The organism is Streptomyces sp. TBY4, from assembly GCF_024213195.1.
Lineage (GTDB): Bacteria > Actinomycetota > Actinomycetes > Streptomycetales > Streptomycetaceae > Streptomyces.
Map to the genome: position 1 here is coordinate 77,097 of NZ_JANAVF010000015.1, position 19,347 is coordinate 96,443.

The window sequence follows — 19,347 nt, forward strand, 5'->3', positions numbered from 1 at the left end:
CCACTGTCGGCGGAGCCCCGTAGGGTTGGCACTGCTATGACGAAGCCCTCCCTCCCCGACCTGCTGCACGCCGCCGTCTCCGCCGTCGGCGGCACGGAGCGGCCCGGCCAGGTGGCCATGGCCGAAGCCGTCGCCGAAGCGATCGACGACAACTCCCACCGGCTCATCCAGGCCGGTACCGGCACCGGTAAGTCCCTGGGCTACCTGGTGCCGGCCCTCGCCCACGGCGAGCGCGTGGTCGTGGCCACCGCGACGCTGGCCCTGCAGCGCCAGCTCGTCGAGCGCGACCTGCCCCGGACGGTGGAGGCGCTGCATCCGCAGCTCCGCCGCCGCCCGCAGTTCGCCATGCTCAAGGGCCGCTCCAACTACCTGTGCCTGCACCGCCTGCACGAAGGCGCCCCGCAGGACGAGGAGGAGGGCCTCTTCGACCAGTTCGAGGCGGCCGCCCCGACCAGCAAGCTGGGCCAGGACCTGCTGCGGCTGCGCGACTGGGCGGACGAGACCGAGACGGGCGACCGCGACGACCTCACTCCCGGCGTCTCGGACAAGGCCTGGGCGCAGATCTCCGTCTCCTCCCGCGAATGCCTGGGCGCGACGAAGTGCGCGTACGGAGCCGAGTGCTTCGCTGAGGCAGCCCGAGAGCGGGCCAAGCTCGCGGACGTGGTCGTCACCAACCACGCGCTCCTCGCCATCGACGCCATCGAGGGGGCCCCGGTCCTCCCGCAGCACGAGGTGCTGATCGTCGACGAGGCCCACGAGCTGGTGTCCCGGGTGACCGGGGTCGCCACGGGAGAGCTCACCCCGGGTCAGGTCAACCGCGCCGTGAAGCGGGCGGCGAAGCTGGTCGACGAGAAGACCGCCGACTCCCTGCAGACCGCGTCCGAGACCTTCGAGCGGGTCATGGAGCTGGCCCTCCCCGGCCGGCTGGAGCAGATCCCCGAGGACCTCGGCTACGCGCTGATGGCCCTGCGGGACGCCTCGCGCACCGTGATCTCGGCGATCGGCAACACGCGGGACAAGTCCGTCCACGACGAGGACGCCGTGCGCAAGCAGGCGCTCGCCGCCGTGGAGAGCGTGCACGGGGTGGCGGAGCGGATCATGGCCGGCTCCGAGTACGACGTGGTCTGGTACGAACGGCACGACCGCTTCGGCGCCACCCTCCGCGTGGCTCCGCTGTCGGTGTCCGGCCTGCTGCGCGAGAAGCTGTTCGCGGAGCGCTCGGTGGTCCTGACCTCCGCGACCCTCAAGCTCGGCGGCGACTTCAACGGGGTCGCGGCTTCGATGGGACTGTCCCCGGAGGGCGTCGAGGGCGAGGACGTGCCGCAGTGGAAGGGCCTCGACGTCGGCTCGCCCTTCGACTACCCCAAGCAGGGCATCCTCTACGTCGCCAAGCACCTGGCCACCCCGGGCCGCGAGGGCACCCGCGGCGACATGATGGACGAGCTCGCGGAACTGATCGAGGCGGCGGGCGGCCGCACCCTCGGACTGTTCTCCTCCATGCGCGGGGCGAAGGCCGCCGCCGAGGAGCTGCGCGGCCGGCTCGACAACCCGATCCTGCTCCAGGGCGAGGAGACGCTCGGCGAGCTGATCAAGGCCTTCGCGGCCGATCCGAAGACCTGCCTGTTCGGGACCCTGTCGCTGTGGCAGGGCGTGGACGTTCCCGGGCCCAGCTGCCAGCTGGTGATCATGGACAGGATCCCCTTCCCGCGTCCCGACGACCCGCTGATGAGCGCCCGCCAGAAGGCGGTCGAGGAGCGCGGCGGGAACGGCTTCATGTCCGTCGCGGCGACGCACGCGGCCCTGCTCATGGCCCAGGGCGCGGGCCGGCTCGTACGGGCCACCGGGGACAAGGGCGTCGTGGCGGTACTGGACCCCCGGCTGGCCACGGCCCGGTACGGGAGCTTCCTGCGGGCCACGCTGCCGGACTTCTGGTACACCACGGACCGCAACCAGGTCCGCCGCTCGCTGGCCGCGATCGACGCGGCGGCGCAGGCCGAGGACAAGTAGGGCCAGGTAGGGCGAGGGCCCCGTACATACAAAGCAGCTCCGGGACCGGCGCAGTAGGTCCCGGAGCTGGATGAGGGCGCGGGGAGTCAGACCCGGCGCAGTACCGCCACGACCTTGCCGAGGATGGTGGCCTCGTCACCGGGGATCGGCTGGTAGGCGGCGTTGTGCGGGAGCAGCCAGACGTGGCCGTCCTCGCGCTTGAATCGCTTGACCGTGGCCTCGCCGTCCAGCATGGCGGCGACGATGTCGCCGTTCTCCGCGACGGGCTGGCGGCGGACGGTGACCCAGTCGCCGTCACAGATGGCGGCCTCGATCATCGAGTCGCCGACGACCTTGAGGCAGAACAGCTCTCCGTCGCCCACGAGCTGGCGGGGGAGGGGGAACACGTCCTCCACCGACTCCTCGGCGAGGATCGGGCCACCGGCCGCGATCCGGCCCACCAGGGGCACGTACGAGGCCGCGGGCTTGCCCGTGGTGTCCGTGGGCTGCGAGCTGGGCTGGTCGGAGCCGCGGACCTCGTACGCCCGGGGGCGGTGGGGGTCGCGGCGCAGGAAGCCCTTGCGCTCCAGGGCCATCAGCTGGTGCGCGACCGACGAGGTGCTGGACAGGCCGACCGCCTGGCCGATCTCCCGCATCGACGGCGGGTAGCCGCGCCGCTGCACCGAGTCGCGAATGACCTCGATGACCCTCCGCTGCCGGTCCGTGAGCCCCGAGCTGTCGGCGCGGATGCCTGGAGGTCGCCCTGGCAGCGAGCGTGCGGGGCGTACGGGCTCCGCCTCCGGGTTCAGGCTTGCGTCATTCATGGCATGCACCGGCTCGAGTCGGCTCTGGGAGCGGTTCTGGGCAGTGATGGTGGCACTGTCTGCGGTGGTGGTCACGTCGGCCCCTCTCGAAATGTTCTCCCTAGCTGGACAACGGTAGTTGCTTTCGAAAGGTTGCGCCAAACACACGTTCGAGTGAAAAATCGGAGATCACCCACCGTGTTCACTTCGTGAGGTGTATATGCCGCTGGCGGGCCGTCCGGACCGAACGGGGGTTCGGCTGCGGAGCCACTGCTTACGGTACCCTTCCGGGTCGGGTCGGCGCCGTCCGGGTCTGTGCCCAGTCTGGCACCGCAAGGCCTGTGATCCGGCCATCGGACACCGCGACACGCGGAGCGGTGTAAATCCACCACAACCCAAGATCTAGTGGTTGGATGAGCGCTGCCACCCAGAAGTTGTGGTCCTCGGTCTGCCGGGGCCCCCGGCATCGCATATGCTTGTGGCTGCTTCGAGAGCCTCCGACAGAGCTTCCGCCCTGTCGCCCAGGGGCTCCCGGGGTGATTCAGTCGTGCCAAGAGGAGGGTGAGGGAACCATGCACTGCCCCTTCTGCAGGCACCCCGACAGCCGTGTCGTCGACAGTCGCACCACCGACGACGGCACGTCGATCCGCAGGCGCCGCCAGTGCCCCGACTGCTCCCGTCGCTTCACGACGGTGGAGACGGCCTCGCTGATGGTGATCAAGCGCAGCGGGGTGACCGAACCCTTCAGCCGCACCAAGGTCATCTCCGGCGTGCGCAAGGCGTGCCAGGGACGTCCGGTCACCGAGGACGCCCTCGCCAAACTCGGCCAGCGGGTCGAGGAGGCGTTGCGCGCCACCGGGAGCGCCGAGCTGACCACCCACGACGTGGGTCTGGCCATCCTCGGCCCCCTGCAGGACCTCGATCTGGTCGCGTACCTCCGGTTCGCGTCCGTTTACAAGGCGTTCGACACACTCGAAGACTTCGAGACCGCCATCGCGGAACTCCGCGTGCCGCGGTCTCACCCCGAAGAGTGCGAGCCCGGTGGGACCGTTCCGGTCCCCGTGCCCGCCTCCGCCGCCGACTGACCGGACGGCCCGTTCCGCGCCGTGCGTGCGTCGTGGAACGGCCGGTGGGTCTGGCGAAGAAGACGTAGATACAAGACACACAGCACCGTGCCGCGGAATAGCGCTGGCACTTTAGGGCGTTTTGCCCGCATTGGGAGGAACGGCATGACAGAGACGGCGAGCAGCTCGGCACGAGGTTCCCGCGCCAAGGGCACCAAGACTGCCAAGAGCGGCCTGCGTATCGAGCGCATCCACACCACCCCGGGCGTGCACCCGTACGACGAGGTGACCTGGGCGCGCCGCGACGTCGTCATGACCAACTGGCGCGACGGCTCGGTCAACTTCGAGCAGTACGGCGTCGAGTTCCCCGACTTCTGGTCGGTGAACGCGGTCAACATCGTCACCAGCAAGTACTTCCGCGGCGCGGTCGGCAGCCCGCAGCGCGAGACCGGTCTGAAGCAGCTCATCGACCGGATCGTGAAGACCTACACGAAGGCCGGCGAGGACTTCGACTACTTCACGTCGCCCGCCGACGCGGAGATCTTCGAGCACGAGCTGACCTACGCGCTCCTCCACCAGATCTTCAGCTTCAACTCCCCGGTGTGGTTCAACGTCGGCACGCCCCAGCCGCAGCAGGTCTCCGCCTGCTTCATCCTGGCCGTCGACGACTCCATGGAGTCGATCCTCGACTGGTACAAGGAAGAGGGCATGATCTTCAAGGGCGGCTCCGGCGCCGGCCTGAACCTCTCCCGCATCCGCTCCTCCAAGGAGCTCCTCTCCTCCGGCGGCAACGCCTCCGGCCCGGTCTCCTTCATGCGCGGCGCCGACGCGTCCGCCGGAACGATCAAGTCGGGCGGCGCCACCCGCCGCGCGGCCAAGATGGTCGTCCTGGACGTGGACCACCCGGACGTCGAGGACTTCATCGCGACCAAGGTGAAGGAAGAGGAGAAGATCCGCGCCCTGCGCGACGCGGGCTTCGACATGGACCTGGGCGGCGACGACATCACGTCCGTCCAGTACCAGAACGCCAACAACTCCGTCCGCGTGAACGACGAGTTCATGACGGCCGTCGAGAACGGCACCGAGTTCGGCCTGCGCGCCCGCATGACCGGCGAGGTCATCGAGACGGTCGACGCCAAGTCGCTCTTCCGCAAGCTCGCCGAGGCCGCGTGGGCCTGTGCCGACCCGGGCATCCAGTACGACGGTGTGATCAACAACTGGCACACCTGCCCCGAGTCCGGCCGCATCACCGCGTCCAACCCCTGCAGCGAGTACATGCACCTGGACAACACGTCCTGCAACCTCGCCTCGCTGAACCTGATGAAGTTCCTCGACGACGACAGCAAGGGCAACCAGTCCTTCGACGCCGAGCGCTTCGCCAAGGTCGTCGAGCTGGTCATCACCGCGATGGACATCTCCATCTGCTTCGCGGACTTCCCGACGCAGAAGATCGGCGAGAACACCCGCGCCTTCCGCCAGCTGGGCATCGGCTACGCCAACCTCGGCGCCCTGCTGATGGCCACCGGCCACGCGTACGACTCCGACGGCGGCCGCACCCTCGCCGCGTCGATCACCTCGCTGATGACCGGTACCGCCTACAAGCGCTCCGCCGAGCTGGCCGCGATCGTCGGCCCGTACGACGGCTACGCCCGCAACGCCGAGTCGCACAAGCGCGTCATGAAGCAGCACGCCGACGCCAACGCCGTCGCGCCGCGCACCGAGGACCTGGACAACGTCATCTGGGCCGCGGCCACCGAGGCCTGGCAGGACGTGATCCGCCTCGGCGAGAAGAACGGCTTCCGCAACTCGCAGGCCTCCGTCCTCGCGCCCACCGGCACCATCGGTCTCGCGATGTCCTGCGACACCACCGGTGTCGAGCCGGACCTGGCCCTGGTCAAGTTCAAGAAGCTCGTCGGCGGCGGCTCGATGCAGATCGTCAACGGCACGGTGCCGCAGGCCCTGCGCCGCATGGGCTACCAGGAAGAGCAGATCGAGGCGATCGTCGCCCACATCGCCGAGCACGGCGTGGTCGTCGACGCCCCGGGCCTCAAGCCCGAGCACTACTCGGTCTTCGACTGCGCGATGGGCGAGCGCTCCATCTCCGCGATGGGCCACGTCCGCATGATGGCCGCGATCCAGCCCTGGATCTCCGGCGCGATCTCGAAGACGGTCAACATGCCGGAGACGGCGACCGTCGAGGAGATCGAGGAGATCTACTTCGAGGCGTGGAAGCTGGGCGTCAAGGCGCTCGCGATCTACCGCGACAACTGCAAGGTCGGCCAGCCCCTCTCCGCGAAGAAGAAGGAAGAGGAGAAGGAGGAGGTCACCGCCAAGGCGGAGGACACCATCCGGACGGCCGTCGAGAAGGTCATCGAGTACCGCCCGGTCCGCAAGCGCCTCCCGAAGGGCCGCCCGGGGATCACCACCTCCTTCACGGTCGGTGGCGCCGAGGGCTACATGACCGCGAACTCCTACCCGGACGACGGTCTCGGCGAGGTCTTCCTGAAGATGTCCAAGCAGGGTTCGACCCTCGCGGGCATGATGGACGCCTTCTCGATCGCCGTCTCGGTCGGTCTGCAGTACGGCGTCCCGCTGGAGACGTACGTCGCGAAGTTCACGAACATGCGCTTCGAGCCGGCCGGCATGACGGACGACCCGGACGTGCGGATGGCGCAGTCGATCGTCGACTACATCTTCCGCCGCGTGGCGCTCGACTTCCTGCCCTTCGAGACCCGCTCGGCCCTCGGCATCCACTCCGCCGAGGAGCGCCAGCGCCACCTGGACACCGGTTCCTACGAGCCCCTCGACGAGGAGCTCGACACGGAGTCCCTGACCCAGGCGGCCCCGCTCGCCGCGGTCCAGGCCGTTCCGGCCCCCAAGCCGGTCGCGGTCGTCCCGGCCCCGGCCACCAAGACGGCGCACTCCAACGCCGAACTGGTCGAGATGCAGCTCGGCGTCTCCGCCGACGCCCCGCTCTGCTTCTCCTGCGGTACGAAGATGCAGCGCGCCGGCTCCTGCTACATCTGCGAGGGCTGCGGCTCCACCAGCGGCTGCAGCTGACGAGTACGCACGCTGCCGCTGAGTAGCTGAAGAAGCGGGGACCGGCCCAGGGCCGGTCCCCGCTTCCGCGTTCCCTTGGACACGCTGGTCATGTCCTCCTCGGGGGATGAACAGCGGGGTTGGTGTGGAGGGCGGGCGTGGCGATCATTGTGCGGGGGTGGCCCGACGGCCGCCCCCGAATATCGCGGTGCGGAGAACGGGGGAGCCATGGGAAGCAGGGGCGCGGTGTGGGGCGGCGACGAGCTGGACCTCGACGCCTATCTGGAGCGGATCGGCTGGGAGGGCGGGGAACTCCGGGCGGATCTCGAGACGTTGAAGGCAGTGCACCGGGCGCACACCGGTGCGATCACCTTCGAGAGCCTGGACGTGCTGTTCGGCCGCCCCGTCGGGCTGGACGTCAAGGAGGTCGAGGACAAGCTCGTGCACGGCCGCCGCGGCGGGTACTGCTACGAGCAGAACACCCTGCTGGCCGCCGCCCTGGAGCGGATCGGCTTCGAGGTCTCCGGACGCGGTGCCCGCAACCGCTCCCGGGGAGGAGCTCTGACCGCGGTGACGCACGCCGTCCTCGTCGTCACCGTCGAAGGGGAACCCTGGCTCTGCGACGCCGGGTTCGGCTGGCAGGGGCCGCGCGAGCCCGTGCCGCTGGCGCGCCCCGGCGCCGAACTGCAGCAGGGGGCATGGGTGTTCCGCGTCCGGGAGGAGGCGGACGGGGTCCTCGTGCTGTGCGTTCCGCGCGAGGGAGTCTGGCGGGACCTGTACGCCTTCACCCCGCAGCCCTACCACCCCGTGGACTACGTGGTGCTCAACCACTACAGCTCCTCGCACCCGCGCTCCGCCTTCGTCGGCCGGGTGGTGGTCCAGCGGCAGGGCGACTCCGAGCGCCTGGCCCTCGTAGGGCGGGAGCTCTCGCGGCTGCTCCCCGACGGGCGGACCGAGCGGCGGGAGGTGCCGGCCGGGGAGCTCCTCGCCCTGCTCGGACGGGAGTTCGGGCTTCGGCTGCCCGAGCGGGATGCGGCCGAACTCCTTCGGATGTACCGCGCCGAGGACTGACCCGGGCCCCGCCGGGCCCGTACGATGGCGCAGTGCTGGTCAAGTGGATTCGCTGCACGGTGACGGACCGACGCGGGTTCGAGCGCGGGCAGCGCAAATGGGCGGGGCTGCCCGGCGAACCGGGATTCCGGGGGCAGGGCGGCGGCTGGAGCCGGGGCCGGCAGGGGGTGGCGCACGTCTTCACCTTCTGGGAGAGCCGTTCCTTCTACGACTCCTTCATGGCCCGCTCCCACGACCGGCTGGCCGCCGCGCAGAACGGCACCTACACCGACGCCCGGGTCACGCTCTTCGACCACCGCTTCGACGTGAAGACCGGCTTCGAGCCCCGATTCACCGACGCCGACGTCGTCCGGGTCGCCCACACCCGGGTGCGGGAGGGCCGGGTGGACCATTTCGCGCTGATGCAGGAGAAGGTCTGGAATCCGGCCATGGCGGGCTCGCCCGGCATGGTCCGGGGGCTCTTCGGCGAGGCTCCCGGCCGCGAGTTCCTGGTGCTCTCGATGTGGCACGCGGCGGCCGAGCACGGCAAGTACCGGCAGGAGCGCGTCGAACGGCTGTCGCTGCGCGCCCAGATCCAGGCCGACGTGGAGGCCCTCACCGGGGACGTCGTGGACCTCGAACCCTCCTGGACGGTGTGACGGGTCCGGCCGGGGGCCGGTCGCGGTCCGGCCGGGGGCCGGTCCGGAGCCGGTCGGACGAGATGACCGTACGGTCATCGCCCCTGACCGGCGTGCCCCGGTGGGTGAGCCCGGCGGTGGCCGAATAGGGTCGTGGGATGGTTCGACCACGGCGCATCGTCCTTGTCCGGCACGGGGAATCGGAGGGCAATGCCGATGACACGGTGTACGAGCGGGAGCCCGACCACGCCCTCCGGCTGACCCGCACCGGCCGCGAGCAGGCGGCGGAGGCCGGCGTGCGCCTGCGCGAGCTCTTCGGCGACGAGCACGTCAGCGCGTACGTCTCCCCCTACCGCCGGACCCTGCAGACCTTCCGCGAGCTGCGCCTGGACCCGACGCGCGTGCGGATGCGCGAGGAACCGAGGCTGCGCGAGCAGGACTGGGGCAACTGGCAGGAGCGGGAGGACGTACGGCTGCAGAAGGCGTACCGGGACGCGTACGGGCACTTCTTCTACCGATTCGCGCAGGGGGAGTCGGGCGCGGACGTGTACGACCGGGTCGGGGCCTTCCTGGAGAGCCTCTACCGCAGCTTCGAGGCCCCGGACCACCCGGAGAACGTGCTGCTCGTGACGCACGGTCTGACGATGCGGCTGTTCTGCATGCGCTGGTTCCACTGGTCCGTGGCCGAGTTCGAGGCCCTCTCCAACCCGGGGAACGGCGAGTACCGGGTGCTCATGCTCGGTTCCGACGGCCGGTACCGGATGGACCGCCCGTTTGAGCGGTGGACCACACCCGAGCCTTATGACCTGGACGGCTAGAGTGACGCGCGATGACCGCTGACTCCTCTCCCGAAGGGCGCTACGCACGCGCCATGGCCAGCCTCCGCGGGCTGGCCCTGGGTGACGCACTGGGTTCCCAGTACTTCGTCCCCGTGAACTACCCGCTGCTCAAGCGGCGCGAGCTGCCCGCGGGCAGCGATCCGTGGCAGTGGACCGACGACACCGAGATGGCCTGCTCGGTGGTGGCCGTGCTCGCCGGGCACGGCCGGGTGGACCAGGACGCGCTGGCCGCCTCCTTCGCCGGCCACCACGACTTCGACCGCGGCTACGGGCCCGCCGTGAACCGGATGCTGCGCCTGATCCGCGAGGGCGCGGACTGGCGCACGCTCGCCGCGGAACTGTTCAACGGCCAGGGCTCCTGGGGCAACGGCGCGGCCATGCGGGTCGCCCCGCTGGGCGCCTGGTACGCCGACGACCCCGAGCAGGCCACGCACCAGGCGGAGATCTCCGCCTACACCACCCACCAGCACCGCGAAGCGGTGTGCGGCGCGATGGCGGTGGCCGCCGCGGCCGCGCTGGCGGCCGATCCGGCCGGGCCGCCGAAGGCCGCCGACCTGCTGGACGGGGTGACCGCACTCGTCCCGCGGAGCGCGGTGGGCGCCGGGGTGCGGCGGGCTCGGGACATGCTCGACTACGGCGACGCGACCACCGTCGCCGCCGTACTGGGCTGCGGGCGGCGCACCAGCGCCCACGACACCGTGCCGTTCGCCCTGTGGTCGGCGGCGCGGGGCCTGGACGACTACGAGCGCGCCTTCTGGACCACCGCCCAGGTCGGCGGAGACGTGGACACGACCTGCGCGATCGTCGGCGGAGTGCTGGGTGCGCGCGGGGACGCGGTGCTGCCGCCGGCCTGGCTGGCCCGGACCGAAGCGCTGCCGGCCTGGCTGCCGGAGGCGGCGGGGTAGGTCCCTCCATTTGTCACGGTCCTGCCACAGGCATCTTTTGATCCTGTTCAAAAGTGTGGGTCAGCTGCCTACTCTGTCGGCTTCGCCTCCCCCTGCCCGACGGCGGTGGGAGGCCGGCAGGGGAGGGGAACCCGATGTCAGCAGGGAACACCGCGGGGAACAGCGGTGCGGAGAACGCCGGTCCCGGTGCGGAGAACGCCGGTGCGGACAACGCCGGGACGGCGGACGCCACGCCGGCGGAGCCCGCTTCCGCGGGGCCCGTGCCGGGCGTCCCCGTGCCACTCGCGCCGCCCGGCTGGGATCCCAAGGCCTGGCAGGCCCACCAGCTGCGCAAGGAGCGCGCAGCCTCCGGTGCCTGGTCGATGGCCCCGCTCGCCTGGGCCGAGGCCGCGCGCCCGGCCGCCGTCGGGCCGGTGCCGGTCCTCGTGCTGGGCGCCGTACTCGCCTCCGGCGTCGCCGCCTCCCTGCTCCTCGGCGAGGGGCTCGGCCCCGGACTGCTCCTCGCGGTGGTGCCCGCGCTCGTCGCCGCCTGGGCGGCCGCCCGCGCGGCCGGCCGCACGCTGCGCCCGTGGACCGCGCTCTGGGCGCTCGGCTGTCTTGCGCTGCTCGCCGTGCCCGCCCTGCGCGCCTCAGCCTGGCCGGCCGTCGCGGCCCTGTTCGCGGCCCTCCTGACGGGCGCACTGGCCCTGCACGGCAGCCGCCGCTGGCCCGGCATCCTGCTCGGCCCCGTCGGCCTCCTGGACTCCGCCGTCCTCGGGGTGCGCTGGGTCTGGCAGGGCCTGCGCTCGCGCGGCGAGGGGCGCCGGGAGCGCTGGCTGCCCGTGGCGAAGGCGGCCCTGGTGGCGGTGGTCCTGCTGGCGCTCTTCGGCACCCTGTTCGCCTCCGCCGACGCGGCGTTCGCGGATCTGCTGAGCGGGCTGACCCCCGACGTCAGCGGCATGGGCGGCCCCGTCCGCTTCCTGCTCTTCGCGCTGGGTCTGCTCGTCGCGATCACCGTGGCCCGCACGGCCGCCGCCCCCTCCCGCTGGGACCGGATCGAGGTGCGGCCGGGGAAGGCGCGCTCCCGGGTGGAGTGGGCCCTTCCGCTCATCGTGCTGAACCTGCTGTTCGCCGCCTTCAACGCCGTCCAGCTCGCCGTCCTCTTCGGCGGCTACCGCAAGGTCCTGGAGTCCACCGGCCTCACCTACGCCGCCTACGCGCGGCAGGGTTTCTGGCAGCTGCTCTGGGCCACCCTGCTCACCCTCGCCGTCATCGCGCTGGCCCTGCGCTGGGCCCCGCGCGCCGGGGCCGGCGACCGGCGGCTGGTGCGGGTCGTGCTCGGCACGCTCTGCGCGCTGACCCTCGTCGTCGTCGCCTCGGCGCTGCGCCGCATGGACCTGTACGTGGATGCGTACGGGCTGACCAGGCTCCGCCTGTCGGTGGCCGGCATGGAGCTGTGGCTCGGGCTGGTCATCGTACTGATCATGGTCGGAGGGCTGTTCGGCGCGCGCTGGCTGCCCCGGGCGGTCGCGGGGAGCGCCGTGGCGGCCGTACTGGCCTTCGGGCTGATCTCCCCCGACGGGGTGATCGCGGAGGGCAACGTCACGCGGTACGAGCGGGACGGCAAGATCGACCTGGCCTACTTCCAGTCGCTGTCGGCGGACGCGGTGCCCGCCCTGGACCGGCTGCCCGAGCCCCAGCGATCCTGCGCGCTGCGCGGGATCGCCAGGGAGCTGGCGGCGGCGGACCCGGCGCCCTGGTACGCGACGAGCCTGGGGGAGCGCCGGGCCCGGGAGATCCTGGGCGAACGCCCGGTGAGCGCCTCGTACGAGCAGTGCAGGAGCCTGGGCGCCTTCGGGACCCGGATCGAGTACTGAGCCGAAGGCGCCCGCCCGGACCCCTCGTACGGGACCGCCTGCTCAGGCGGCCGGACCGGCTTTGGCGGCGGTTCCGTTCAGGGCCTCCAGGTCGCTCGCGCGCACCCGGATCACCAGCAGGGCGGTGAGGAGCGAGATCGCCGCCATGGCCACGGCGGCGACGAAGGCGGCGGCGATGCCGCGGGTGAGGACGAGGTCCCCCCAGGGGTCGGGCAGCCGGCCGGTCCGCAGGAACGCCTCCAGTTGTCCCTGGTCGGCGCGGGCCCGGAAGTCCGGGACCTGCCGGGCGGCTTCGCCGCGGCCGGCCGTGCCGAAGACGGTGACCAGGATGGACAGTCCGAGCGAGCCGCCGACCTGCTGGCTCGCGTTGAGCAGTCCGGAGGCCGCGCCCGCCTCCTGCGGGGCCACTCCGGAGACGGCGATGAGGGTGAGGGTGACGAAGTTGAGGCCCATGCCGAAGCCGAAGAGCAGCATCGGGCCCAGCACCCCGGACAGGTAGGAGCTGTCGGTGTCGATGAAGGACAGCCAGGCCAGGCCGGCGCCGGTGAGGGCGGATCCGGTCACCATGAACGGTTTGGGGCCGAGGCGCGGCAGCAGGCGCTGCGAGAGTCCGGCGGCGATGACGATGGCGGCGGTGATGGGCAGGAAGCCGATGCCGGAGCGGATCGGGGAGAAGCCCAGCACGTTCTGCACGAACTGGACGATGAAGAAGAACATGCCGAACATCGCGGCGGCCAGGCTGAGCATGATCACGTAGGTGCCGGTGCGGTTGCGCGCGGCGAACATGCGCAGCGGGATGATCGGATCGGCGGCCCGGGACTCGACGAGCACGAAGGCCGCGAGCAGGAGGACGGCGACGCCGAAGGAGCCGATGGTCATGCCGTCGCGCCAGCCGTCCTGGGATGCGCGGATGAAGCCGTAGACGAGCGCGGTCATGCCTCCGGTGGAGGTGAGGGCTCCGGCGATGTCGAAGCGGCCCGGGTGGCGCTGGGACTCGCTGATGTAGAGCGGGGTCAGGAACGCGATCAGCAGCCCGATCGGCACGTTGACGAAGAAGACCCAGCGCCAGTCGAGCCATTCGGTGAGCATGCCGCCGGCCAGCAGGCCGATGGCGCCGCCGCCCGCGGAGACGGCGGCGAACACGCCGAAGGCCCGGTTGCGCTCGGGGCCCTCGGCGAAGGTCGTGGTGATCAGGGCGAGCGAGGTAGGTGAGGCGATGGCGCCGCCGACGCCCTGCAGGGCGCGGGCGGCGAGCAACTGCCAGGATTCCTCGGCGAATCCGCCGAGCAGGGAGGCCAGGGTGAAGAGCAGGATGCCGGTCAGGAAGACGCGGCGCCGGCCCAGGATGTCGCCGGCCCGGCCGCCGAGCAGCAGCAGACCGCCGAAGGCGAGCGTGTAGGCGCTGATCACCCAGGACAGGTCGGTGGTGGAGATCGCCAGGTCGTTCTGGATGTGCGGGAGCGCGATGTTCACGATCGTCGCGTCGAGGACGACCATGAGCTGGCAGGCGGCGATGACGGTGAGCGCCACTCCGGGGCGCCCCCCTCGGCGGGCCGCGGCCGGTATCCGGGGTGTGGAGAGCTGAGGAGTTGTCACTGTGGGTCCCCCCAAGTGAAATAGTGAACGCAATCGTTCACGGCGATTCCACGGTAGGGAGCCCGCCTTAGTGAACGCAACCGTTCACTAAGGCTGAAAATGTGTGCGACGGACGCATGAGCCGGTCGGAGGTCATGGGAGTGGTGGGCTCACGCGGGCCGGATCCGGCCCCGGGCCGCAGACGCGGACCCGAACTCGAACGGGCGATTCTCGATGCCGCGTTGGAGCAGTTGAGCACCACGGGCTGGAACGCCCTCACCATGGAGGGCGTGGCCTCGGGGGCGCAGACGGGCAAGGCCGCCCTGTACCGGCGCTGGCCCTCCAAGGCGGACCTGGTGGCCGAGGCGCTGCGGACGCGGCTGCCGCCGCTCGGTGAGATCGCGGACCTGGGATCGGTGCGCGAGGACCTGTACGCGCTGTGCGTGCGGATGCGGGACGTGATGCGGTCGCGGGCCGGGCAGGCGCTGCGGAGGGTGCTTCACGAGTGCGATCACACCCACGCGGAGCGGTTCCGCGACCTGGTCCGGGCCGGGCTGTACGAACCGGCGCACGTACGGATCGGTGAACTGGTGCACCGCGGAATCGAGCGGGGCGACGTCCGGCCGGACGCGACCGGTCCGCTTCTCGTCCAGGTCATCCCGGCGCTGCTGATGTACCGCGCGAAGGTGTGCGGGAGCGAATGGCCGGACGCGGAGATCGCCGAGATGATCGACGGGGTGATGGTGCCGCTGCTCAGGGCGTGAGACGGGGCGGGCGGTCCGCGGGGCGGTCCGCAGGGCGCGGAGGTGGCCGGGGAGCGGCCGTGAGGGGACGGCGGCACGGCCGGGAAGCGGCGACGGCACGGCCGGGGGAGGGGCGCCGGAGCGGCCGCGAGGGGGCGGGGTGTGCAGGCGGCCCGGGGCGGCGTAACCTTGCTGGCGCCATGCCGTACGAAGCACCCACTCACACCGTCGAACGCTCCCTCCGGGCGACCACCGGCGCCAAGGTCATCGCCGGGGTCGACGAAGTCGGACGAGGGGCCTGGGCCGGTCCCGTCACCGTCTGCGCGGCGGTCACCGGTCTGCGCCGGCCGCCCGCCGGACTCACCGACTCCAAACTGCTCACCCCCAAGCGCCGCGACGTGCTCGTCGGCGTCCTGGAGGACTGGGTCACGGCCTACGCCCTGGGCCACTCGTCCCCCGAGGAGATCGACGAGCTCGGGATGACCGCCGCCCTGCGCCTCGCCGCGGTGCGCGCCCTGGAGGCGCTGCCCGTGCGGCCCGACGCGGTGATACTCGACGGCAAGCACGACTACCTCGGTGCGCCCTGGCAGGTCCGGACGGTGATCAAGGGCGACCAGTCCTGCGTCGCCGTCGCCGCGGCCTCGGTGATCGCCAAGGTCCGGCGCGACCGGATGATGGCCGAGATCGGTGAACAGGGCGGCGGAATCGAGGACTTCGCTTTCGCCGCCAACGCCGGATATCCCTCGCCGGTGCACCGGGCGGCCCTGGAGGAGCGCGGTCCGACCGCGTACCACCGGCTCTCCTGGTCCTACCTCGACGCACTGCCCCGCTGGAGCCACCTCAAGAAGGTCCGGCGCAGCGAGGAATCGATGGAGCTGGAAAACGGAGGCCAACTCGGCTTCGATTTCTGATCGCACACAGGTGCCACCAACCGGTACGTTTCGCACCGGTGTTTGATAGTTGTCAGCTCACGCCTCTCACCCCCGCCCCGAGGAGCCTCAGATTCACGAGAGTGCCCAGGGTCCCCGCGTCACGCCGGCCGCCAGCCGCAGCGCGCAGACCCCCCGCCCCGTACCCGGTCCCCGTCCCGCCCCCAGGCCCGCTCCGCCCGCGCCGCGGAAACCGCAGGCCGCCCGTGTACCCGCAGCCGCCACCGCACCCTCGGTCTCGGCATCCGTACCGCAGGTCCAGCTGATCCCGGCATCCGCCGAGGGTGCGCTGGACGCGGCCGAAGAGGCCGTGGACCTGCTGCTCGACACCGGGCGCGCGCCCGGTGACATCCTGGTGCTCACCACCGGCGACCCGCACCCGTGGGCCGCGCACGAGCTGTCCTTCGGCGAGGCCGCGTACTGGGCCCTGCACGATGCCGGGGACGACGTCTTCTACGCGGACGCGGCGCAGGTCCAGCGCGCCGCCGGCCGTCCCGTCGTGGTCTTCGCGGCCAACGGCGGACCGGCCGACGCCGCCGCCCTGCAGGTCGCGCGCGCCCGAGCCGGTGCGCTGCTGATCGTGTGCGGCGAGCCGCAGCAGATCAACTCCGTGCTGGGCGCGGGCGTCTGACGCCCCGTACCCCCGTACGGTCGAGGGGTGGGGCGGGTCGGTGGCCGGCCCTGCCGAAGTCCGAGGCCTGACCAGCCGTACGCCCGTTCCGGGTGTACGGCCATTGGTCGTTCCCGGGGTACGGGGCCCTGCACGCTCGGCGTGCCTCGGTGGCGTACGCGTCGGTGGCGTACGGGATCAGCGCGCCGCCGTGCGGCGCAGTGCCTCCGCGGCTCCGCCGCCGCGCAGGGCGAGCGGGGCGAACTCGGACGGCGTGTCGCCGAGGCGCTCAGGCCGGGAGTCGGAGCTGGGGCTCCGGCCGCCGCGGCCTTCGCCCAGCACCTGCCAGCCGCCCCGGGTCAGCGTGATGTACGCCCCGCAGCGCAGTCCGTGCAGGGTGCAGGCGTCCCGCAGCCCCCACATCCAGGCCCCGTCCTCCTCGGTCCACCGCTCGTCCCCGTCGCGGCAGAACATCAGCACGGCGGTCCGTACCGGGGTGCGTCTGCGCAGGTCGTGCGGGATGACCCGGCGCAGCCGCGAGAGCAGGGCGTTGCGGTACTCCCAGCCGTCGGCCGTCGTGGCGCGCTGAACGAAGGAGGCGCTGGCCACGAGCCGCTCCTCGGGCCCGAGCACCGCGATCACCGCCGTGGACGGGACGGGGCTGTGCCGCGAGTGCAGTCCGCTGACGACCTCGCGCGGATTGCGCAGCAGCGGGACGCCCGACGCCGTCCACTGGGAGGGTTCCAGCAGTCTGCCGTGCCGGCTGGCGCCGCCGGTGGCCGTGGTCAGGGACGTGGTCGAGGGCGGGGCGAATCCGAAGGTCACGGTCCTCCCTTCGGGTACACGCCCGCGAACGGGCACAGCTGGGATGCGGGCGCGCCGCGGCCCGGCCCGGGAGGGCGCCGGCGAGCCGAGCGGGGGCAGGACAATTCTCGCGTGGCCCGTGAGCATGCGGCAACGAGCAATTGGAGCCGCCGACCGGAATTCGCCGGTATGCCGTTCATATCCTTGCCCCGCCACGCCGAAGACGACTCATCCGGTCAAGCGGGGACCGTTCGCGGGCCGGACGACACGCTGGGTGAATTGGCCGATTGTCCTAGGCATCGGGTTGCATGGGGGCATGGACAACCTGGAGCTCCGCGCTGAAGCCGATGCCGTCCTCGCTGAGCTGGTCGGCGCCCCAGGGGGGTCGGCGCGGCTGCGGGAGGACCAGTGGCAGGCGGTGTCGGCCCTGGTGGAGGAGCGCCGGAGGGCGCTGGTCGTGCAGCGCACGGGGTGGGGCAAGTCGGCGGTCTACTTCGTGGCGACGGCCCTGCTGCGCCGTCGCGGAGCCGGCCCGACGGTGATCATCTCGCCCCTCCTCGCCCTGATGCGCAACCAGGTCGACGCGGCGGCCCGGGCCGGGATCCAGGCACGGACGATCAACTCGGCGAACCCGGAGGAGTGGGAGACGATCTACGGGGAGGTCGAGCGCGGCGAGACCGACGTCCTCCTCGTGAGCCCGGAGCGGCTGAACTCCGTGGACTTCCGGGAGCAGGTGCTGCCCAAGCTCGCGGCCACGACCGGCCTCCTCGTGGTCGACGAGGCCCACTGCATCTCCGACTGGGGCCACGACTTCCGCCCCGACTACCGCCGGCTGCGCACCATGCTCGCCGAGCTCGCCCCCGGCGTGCCCGTGCTCGCCACCACCGCGACGGCCAACGCCCGGGTCACCGCGGACGTGGCCGAGCAGCTGGGCACGGGAGGCGGGGGCGCCCTGGTCCTGCGCGGACCGCTCGACCGGGAGAGCCTGCGCCTCGGCGTACTGGACCTGCCGAACGCGGCGCACCGGCTGGCGTGGCTGGGTGAGCGGCTGGGGGACCTGCCGGGGTCGGGGATCATCTACACGCTGACGGTGGCCGCCGCCGAGGAGGTCGCGGCGTTCCTGCGGCAGCGCGGGTACCCGGTGGCCTCCTACACGGGCAAGACGGAGAACGCCGACCGGCTGCAGGCCGAGGAGGACCTCCTCGCCAACCGGGTGAAGGCGCTGGTGGCGACCTCCGCGCTGGGCATGGGCTTCGACAAGCCGGACCTGGGGTTCGTGGTGCACCTGGGCTCCCCCTCGTCCCCGATCGCCTACTACCAGCAGGTGGGGCGTGCGGGGCGCGGCGTCGACCACGCGGACGTGCTGCTGCTGCCGGGCCGGGAGGACGAGGCGATCTGGGCCTACTTCGCCTCGGTGGGGTTCCCGCCGGAGGAGCAGGTCCGGCGGACCCTGGACGTACTGGAGCAGGCGGGCCGCCCCCTGTCCCTGCCGGCCCTGGAGCCGCTGGTGGACCTGCGGCGTTCGCGGCTGGAGACGATGCTCAAGGTCCTGGACGTGGACGGAGCGGTCAAGCGGGTGAAGGGCGGCTGGACCTCCACCGGCCGGCCGTGGGAGTACGACGCCCAGCGCTACGAGTGGGTCGCCCGGCAGCGGCAGGCCGAGCAGCAGGCCATGCGGGACTACGTGGCGACCGCGGGGTGCCGGATGGAGTTCCTGCAGCGGCAGCTCGACGACGAGAAGGCGGCCCCGTGCGGCCGCTGCGACTCCTGCGCCGGACCCTGGCTCGATCCCGCGGTCTCCCCCGGCGCCCTCGCGGCGGCCACCGGCGAGCTGGACCGCCCGGGGGTCGAGCTCGAACCGCGCCGCATGTGGCCCTCGGGCATGCCCGCTGTCGGCGTCGACCTCAAGGGACGCATCCCCGCGGGCCAGCAGGCGGCCACCGGGCGCGCCCTGGGAAGGCTGTCGGACATCGGCTGGGGCAACCGCCTGCGCCCGCTCCTGGCGGAGCAGGCCGCGGACGGCCCGGTCCCGGACGACGTGCTGGCGGCCGTGGTGACGGTGGTGGCCGACTGGGCCCGTTCGCCGGGCGGGTGGGCCGGCGGCCCGGCGGCCCGGCCCGTGGGGATCGTGGCCATGCCCTCCCGCTCCCGCCCGCAGCTGGTGGGATCGCTCGCCGAGGGCCTGGCCCGGGTCGGCCGGCTCCCGCTGCTGGGCAGCCTCGCCTACACCCCGGAGGCCGGCGAGTACGGCGCCCACCGCAGCAACTCCGCCCAGCGGCTGCGCTCCCTGGCCGCCTCGTTCGCCGTCCCCGCCGAACTCGCCGCCGCCCTGGCCGCCGCCCCCGGGCCGGTCCTGCTCGTCGACGACTACGCCGACTCCGGCTGGACCCTGGCCGTGGGAGCGCGCCTCCTGAGGCAGAGCGGGGCGGACCAGGTGCTCCCGCTGACGCTCGCGCTGGCGGGCTGAGAGCGCCCCGGCGCACGCAGCACTCGTAGGCCCCTCGAA

At 72.1% G+C, this 19,347-nt stretch carries 15 protein-coding genes; 12 read left to right on the forward strand and 3 right to left on the reverse strand.

Features of this window, described 5'->3' with window-relative positions:
- Positions 1-36 precede the first annotated feature (36 nt).
- Positions 37-2,007, forward strand: a complete 1,971-nt coding sequence (locus NLX94_RS29435) for an ATP-dependent DNA helicase (protein WP_254386144.1) — start codon at positions 37-39, stop codon at positions 2,005-2,007.
- An 86-nt stretch (positions 2,008-2,093) separates the two neighbouring features.
- On the opposite strand, the gene lexA is transcribed toward NLX94_RS29435, so the two are convergent.
- Positions 2,094-2,885, reverse strand: a complete 792-nt coding sequence (gene lexA / locus NLX94_RS29440) for a transcriptional repressor LexA (protein ID WP_214953278.1) — start codon at positions 2,883-2,885, stop codon at positions 2,094-2,096.
- A gap of 476 nt (positions 2,886-3,361) precedes the next feature.
- On the opposite strand from lexA, the gene nrdR reads away from it, so the two are divergent.
- The 7 genes from nrdR to NLX94_RS29475 all read left to right on the forward strand — a co-directional run bounded on the left by nrdR (position 3,362) and on the right by NLX94_RS29475 (position 12,180).
- Complete coding sequence (gene nrdR, locus NLX94_RS29445; RefSeq protein WP_254386145.1) at positions 3,362-3,874, forward strand: transcriptional regulator NrdR; 513 nt, start codon at positions 3,362-3,364, stop codon at positions 3,872-3,874.
- Between the two features lie 144 nt (positions 3,875-4,018).
- Complete coding sequence (locus tag NLX94_RS29450) at positions 4,019-6,913, forward strand: vitamin B12-dependent ribonucleotide reductase (protein ID WP_254386146.1); 2,895 nt, start codon at positions 4,019-4,021, stop codon at positions 6,911-6,913.
- Positions 6,914-7,120: 207 nt separating this feature from the next.
- Positions 7,121-7,963, forward strand: a complete 843-nt coding sequence (locus NLX94_RS29455; protein ID WP_254386147.1) for an arylamine N-acetyltransferase — start codon at positions 7,121-7,123, stop codon at positions 7,961-7,963.
- Positions 7,964-7,995: 32 nt separating this feature from the next.
- A complete protein-coding gene (locus NLX94_RS29460) occupies positions 7,996-8,601 on the forward strand; it encodes a YdbC family protein (RefSeq protein ID WP_254386148.1) in 606 nt (201 codons plus the stop codon).
- A gap of 137 nt (positions 8,602-8,738) precedes the next feature.
- On the forward strand, positions 8,739-9,398 hold the full coding sequence (locus tag NLX94_RS29465; RefSeq protein ID WP_254386149.1) for a histidine phosphatase family protein: 660 nt from the start codon (positions 8,739-8,741) through the stop codon (positions 9,396-9,398).
- A gap of 11 nt (positions 9,399-9,409) precedes the next feature.
- Positions 9,410-10,324 carry an ADP-ribosylglycohydrolase family protein gene (locus NLX94_RS29470; protein WP_254386150.1) on the forward strand — a complete coding sequence of 305 codons (915 nt, stop codon included), beginning with the start codon at positions 9,410-9,412 and terminating at the stop codon, positions 10,322-10,324.
- Between the two features lie 134 nt (positions 10,325-10,458).
- Positions 10,459-12,180 (forward strand): DUF4173 domain-containing protein, encoded by a 1,722-nt coding sequence (locus NLX94_RS29475; protein ID WP_254386151.1) that lies wholly within the window; start codon positions 10,459-10,461, stop codon positions 12,178-12,180.
- 42 nt (positions 12,181-12,222) lie between these two features.
- On the opposite strand, the gene NLX94_RS29480 is transcribed toward NLX94_RS29475, so the two are convergent.
- Entirely contained in the window at positions 12,223-13,776 is a 1,554-nt protein-coding gene (locus NLX94_RS29480; RefSeq protein ID WP_254386152.1) for an MFS transporter, read from the reverse strand.
- 134 nt (positions 13,777-13,910) lie between these two features.
- On the opposite strand from NLX94_RS29480, the gene NLX94_RS29485 reads away from it, so the two are divergent.
- From NLX94_RS29485 to NLX94_RS29495, 3 genes are all read left to right on the forward strand, one after another.
- Positions 13,911-14,519, forward strand: a complete 609-nt coding sequence (locus NLX94_RS29485) for a TetR/AcrR family transcriptional regulator (RefSeq protein ID WP_254386257.1) — start codon at positions 13,911-13,913, stop codon at positions 14,517-14,519.
- 179 nt (positions 14,520-14,698) lie between these two features.
- On the forward strand, positions 14,699-15,409 hold the full coding sequence (locus NLX94_RS29490) for a ribonuclease HII (protein ID WP_254386153.1): 711 nt from the start codon (positions 14,699-14,701) through the stop codon (positions 15,407-15,409).
- A gap of 49 nt (positions 15,410-15,458) precedes the next feature.
- The gene (locus NLX94_RS29495) at positions 15,459-16,058 is read left to right on the forward strand and encodes a hypothetical protein (RefSeq protein ID WP_254386154.1); all 600 of its coding nucleotides are present in this window, start codon (positions 15,459-15,461) and stop codon (positions 16,056-16,058) included.
- Between the two features lie 177 nt (positions 16,059-16,235).
- Here the strand turns inward: NLX94_RS29495 and NLX94_RS29500 are convergent, their stop codons facing one another.
- Positions 16,236-16,862, reverse strand: a complete 627-nt coding sequence (locus NLX94_RS29500; RefSeq protein WP_254386155.1) for a hypothetical protein — start codon at positions 16,860-16,862, stop codon at positions 16,236-16,238.
- Positions 16,863-17,157: 295 nt separating this feature from the next.
- Between NLX94_RS29500 and NLX94_RS29505 the strand changes: the two genes are divergently transcribed.
- Positions 17,158-19,308: an ATP-dependent DNA helicase RecQ gene (locus tag NLX94_RS29505; RefSeq protein ID WP_254386156.1), complete on the forward strand. Its 2,151-nt coding sequence runs from the start codon at positions 17,158-17,160 to the stop codon at positions 19,306-19,308.
- Positions 19,309-19,347: the final 39 nt, after the last annotated feature.

Coding starts and splice junctions, on each gene's coding strand:
- NLX94_RS29435 (WP_254386144.1), top strand. CDS start 37: ATGACGAAGCCCTCCCTCCCCGACCTGCTGCACGCCGCCGTCTCCGCC.
- NLX94_RS29490 (WP_254386153.1), top strand. CDS start 14,699: ATGCCGTACGAAGCACCCACTCACACCGTCGAACGCTCCCTCCGGGCG.
- NLX94_RS29465 (WP_254386149.1), top strand. CDS start 8,739: ATGGTTCGACCACGGCGCATCGTCCTTGTCCGGCACGGGGAATCGGAG.
- NLX94_RS29485 (WP_254386257.1), top strand. CDS start 13,911: ATGGGAGTGGTGGGCTCACGCGGGCCGGATCCGGCCCCGGGCCGCAGA.
- nrdR (WP_254386145.1), top strand. CDS start 3,362: ATGCACTGCCCCTTCTGCAGGCACCCCGACAGCCGTGTCGTCGACAGT.
- NLX94_RS29475 (WP_254386151.1), top strand. CDS start 10,459: ATGTCAGCAGGGAACACCGCGGGGAACAGCGGTGCGGAGAACGCCGGT.
- NLX94_RS29470 (WP_254386150.1), top strand. CDS start 9,410: ATGACCGCTGACTCCTCTCCCGAAGGGCGCTACGCACGCGCCATGGCC.
- NLX94_RS29455 (WP_254386147.1), top strand. CDS start 7,121: ATGGGAAGCAGGGGCGCGGTGTGGGGCGGCGACGAGCTGGACCTCGAC.
- NLX94_RS29450 (WP_254386146.1), top strand. CDS start 4,019: ATGACAGAGACGGCGAGCAGCTCGGCACGAGGTTCCCGCGCCAAGGGC.
- NLX94_RS29505 (WP_254386156.1), top strand. CDS start 17,158: ATGGACAACCTGGAGCTCCGCGCTGAAGCCGATGCCGTCCTCGCTGAG.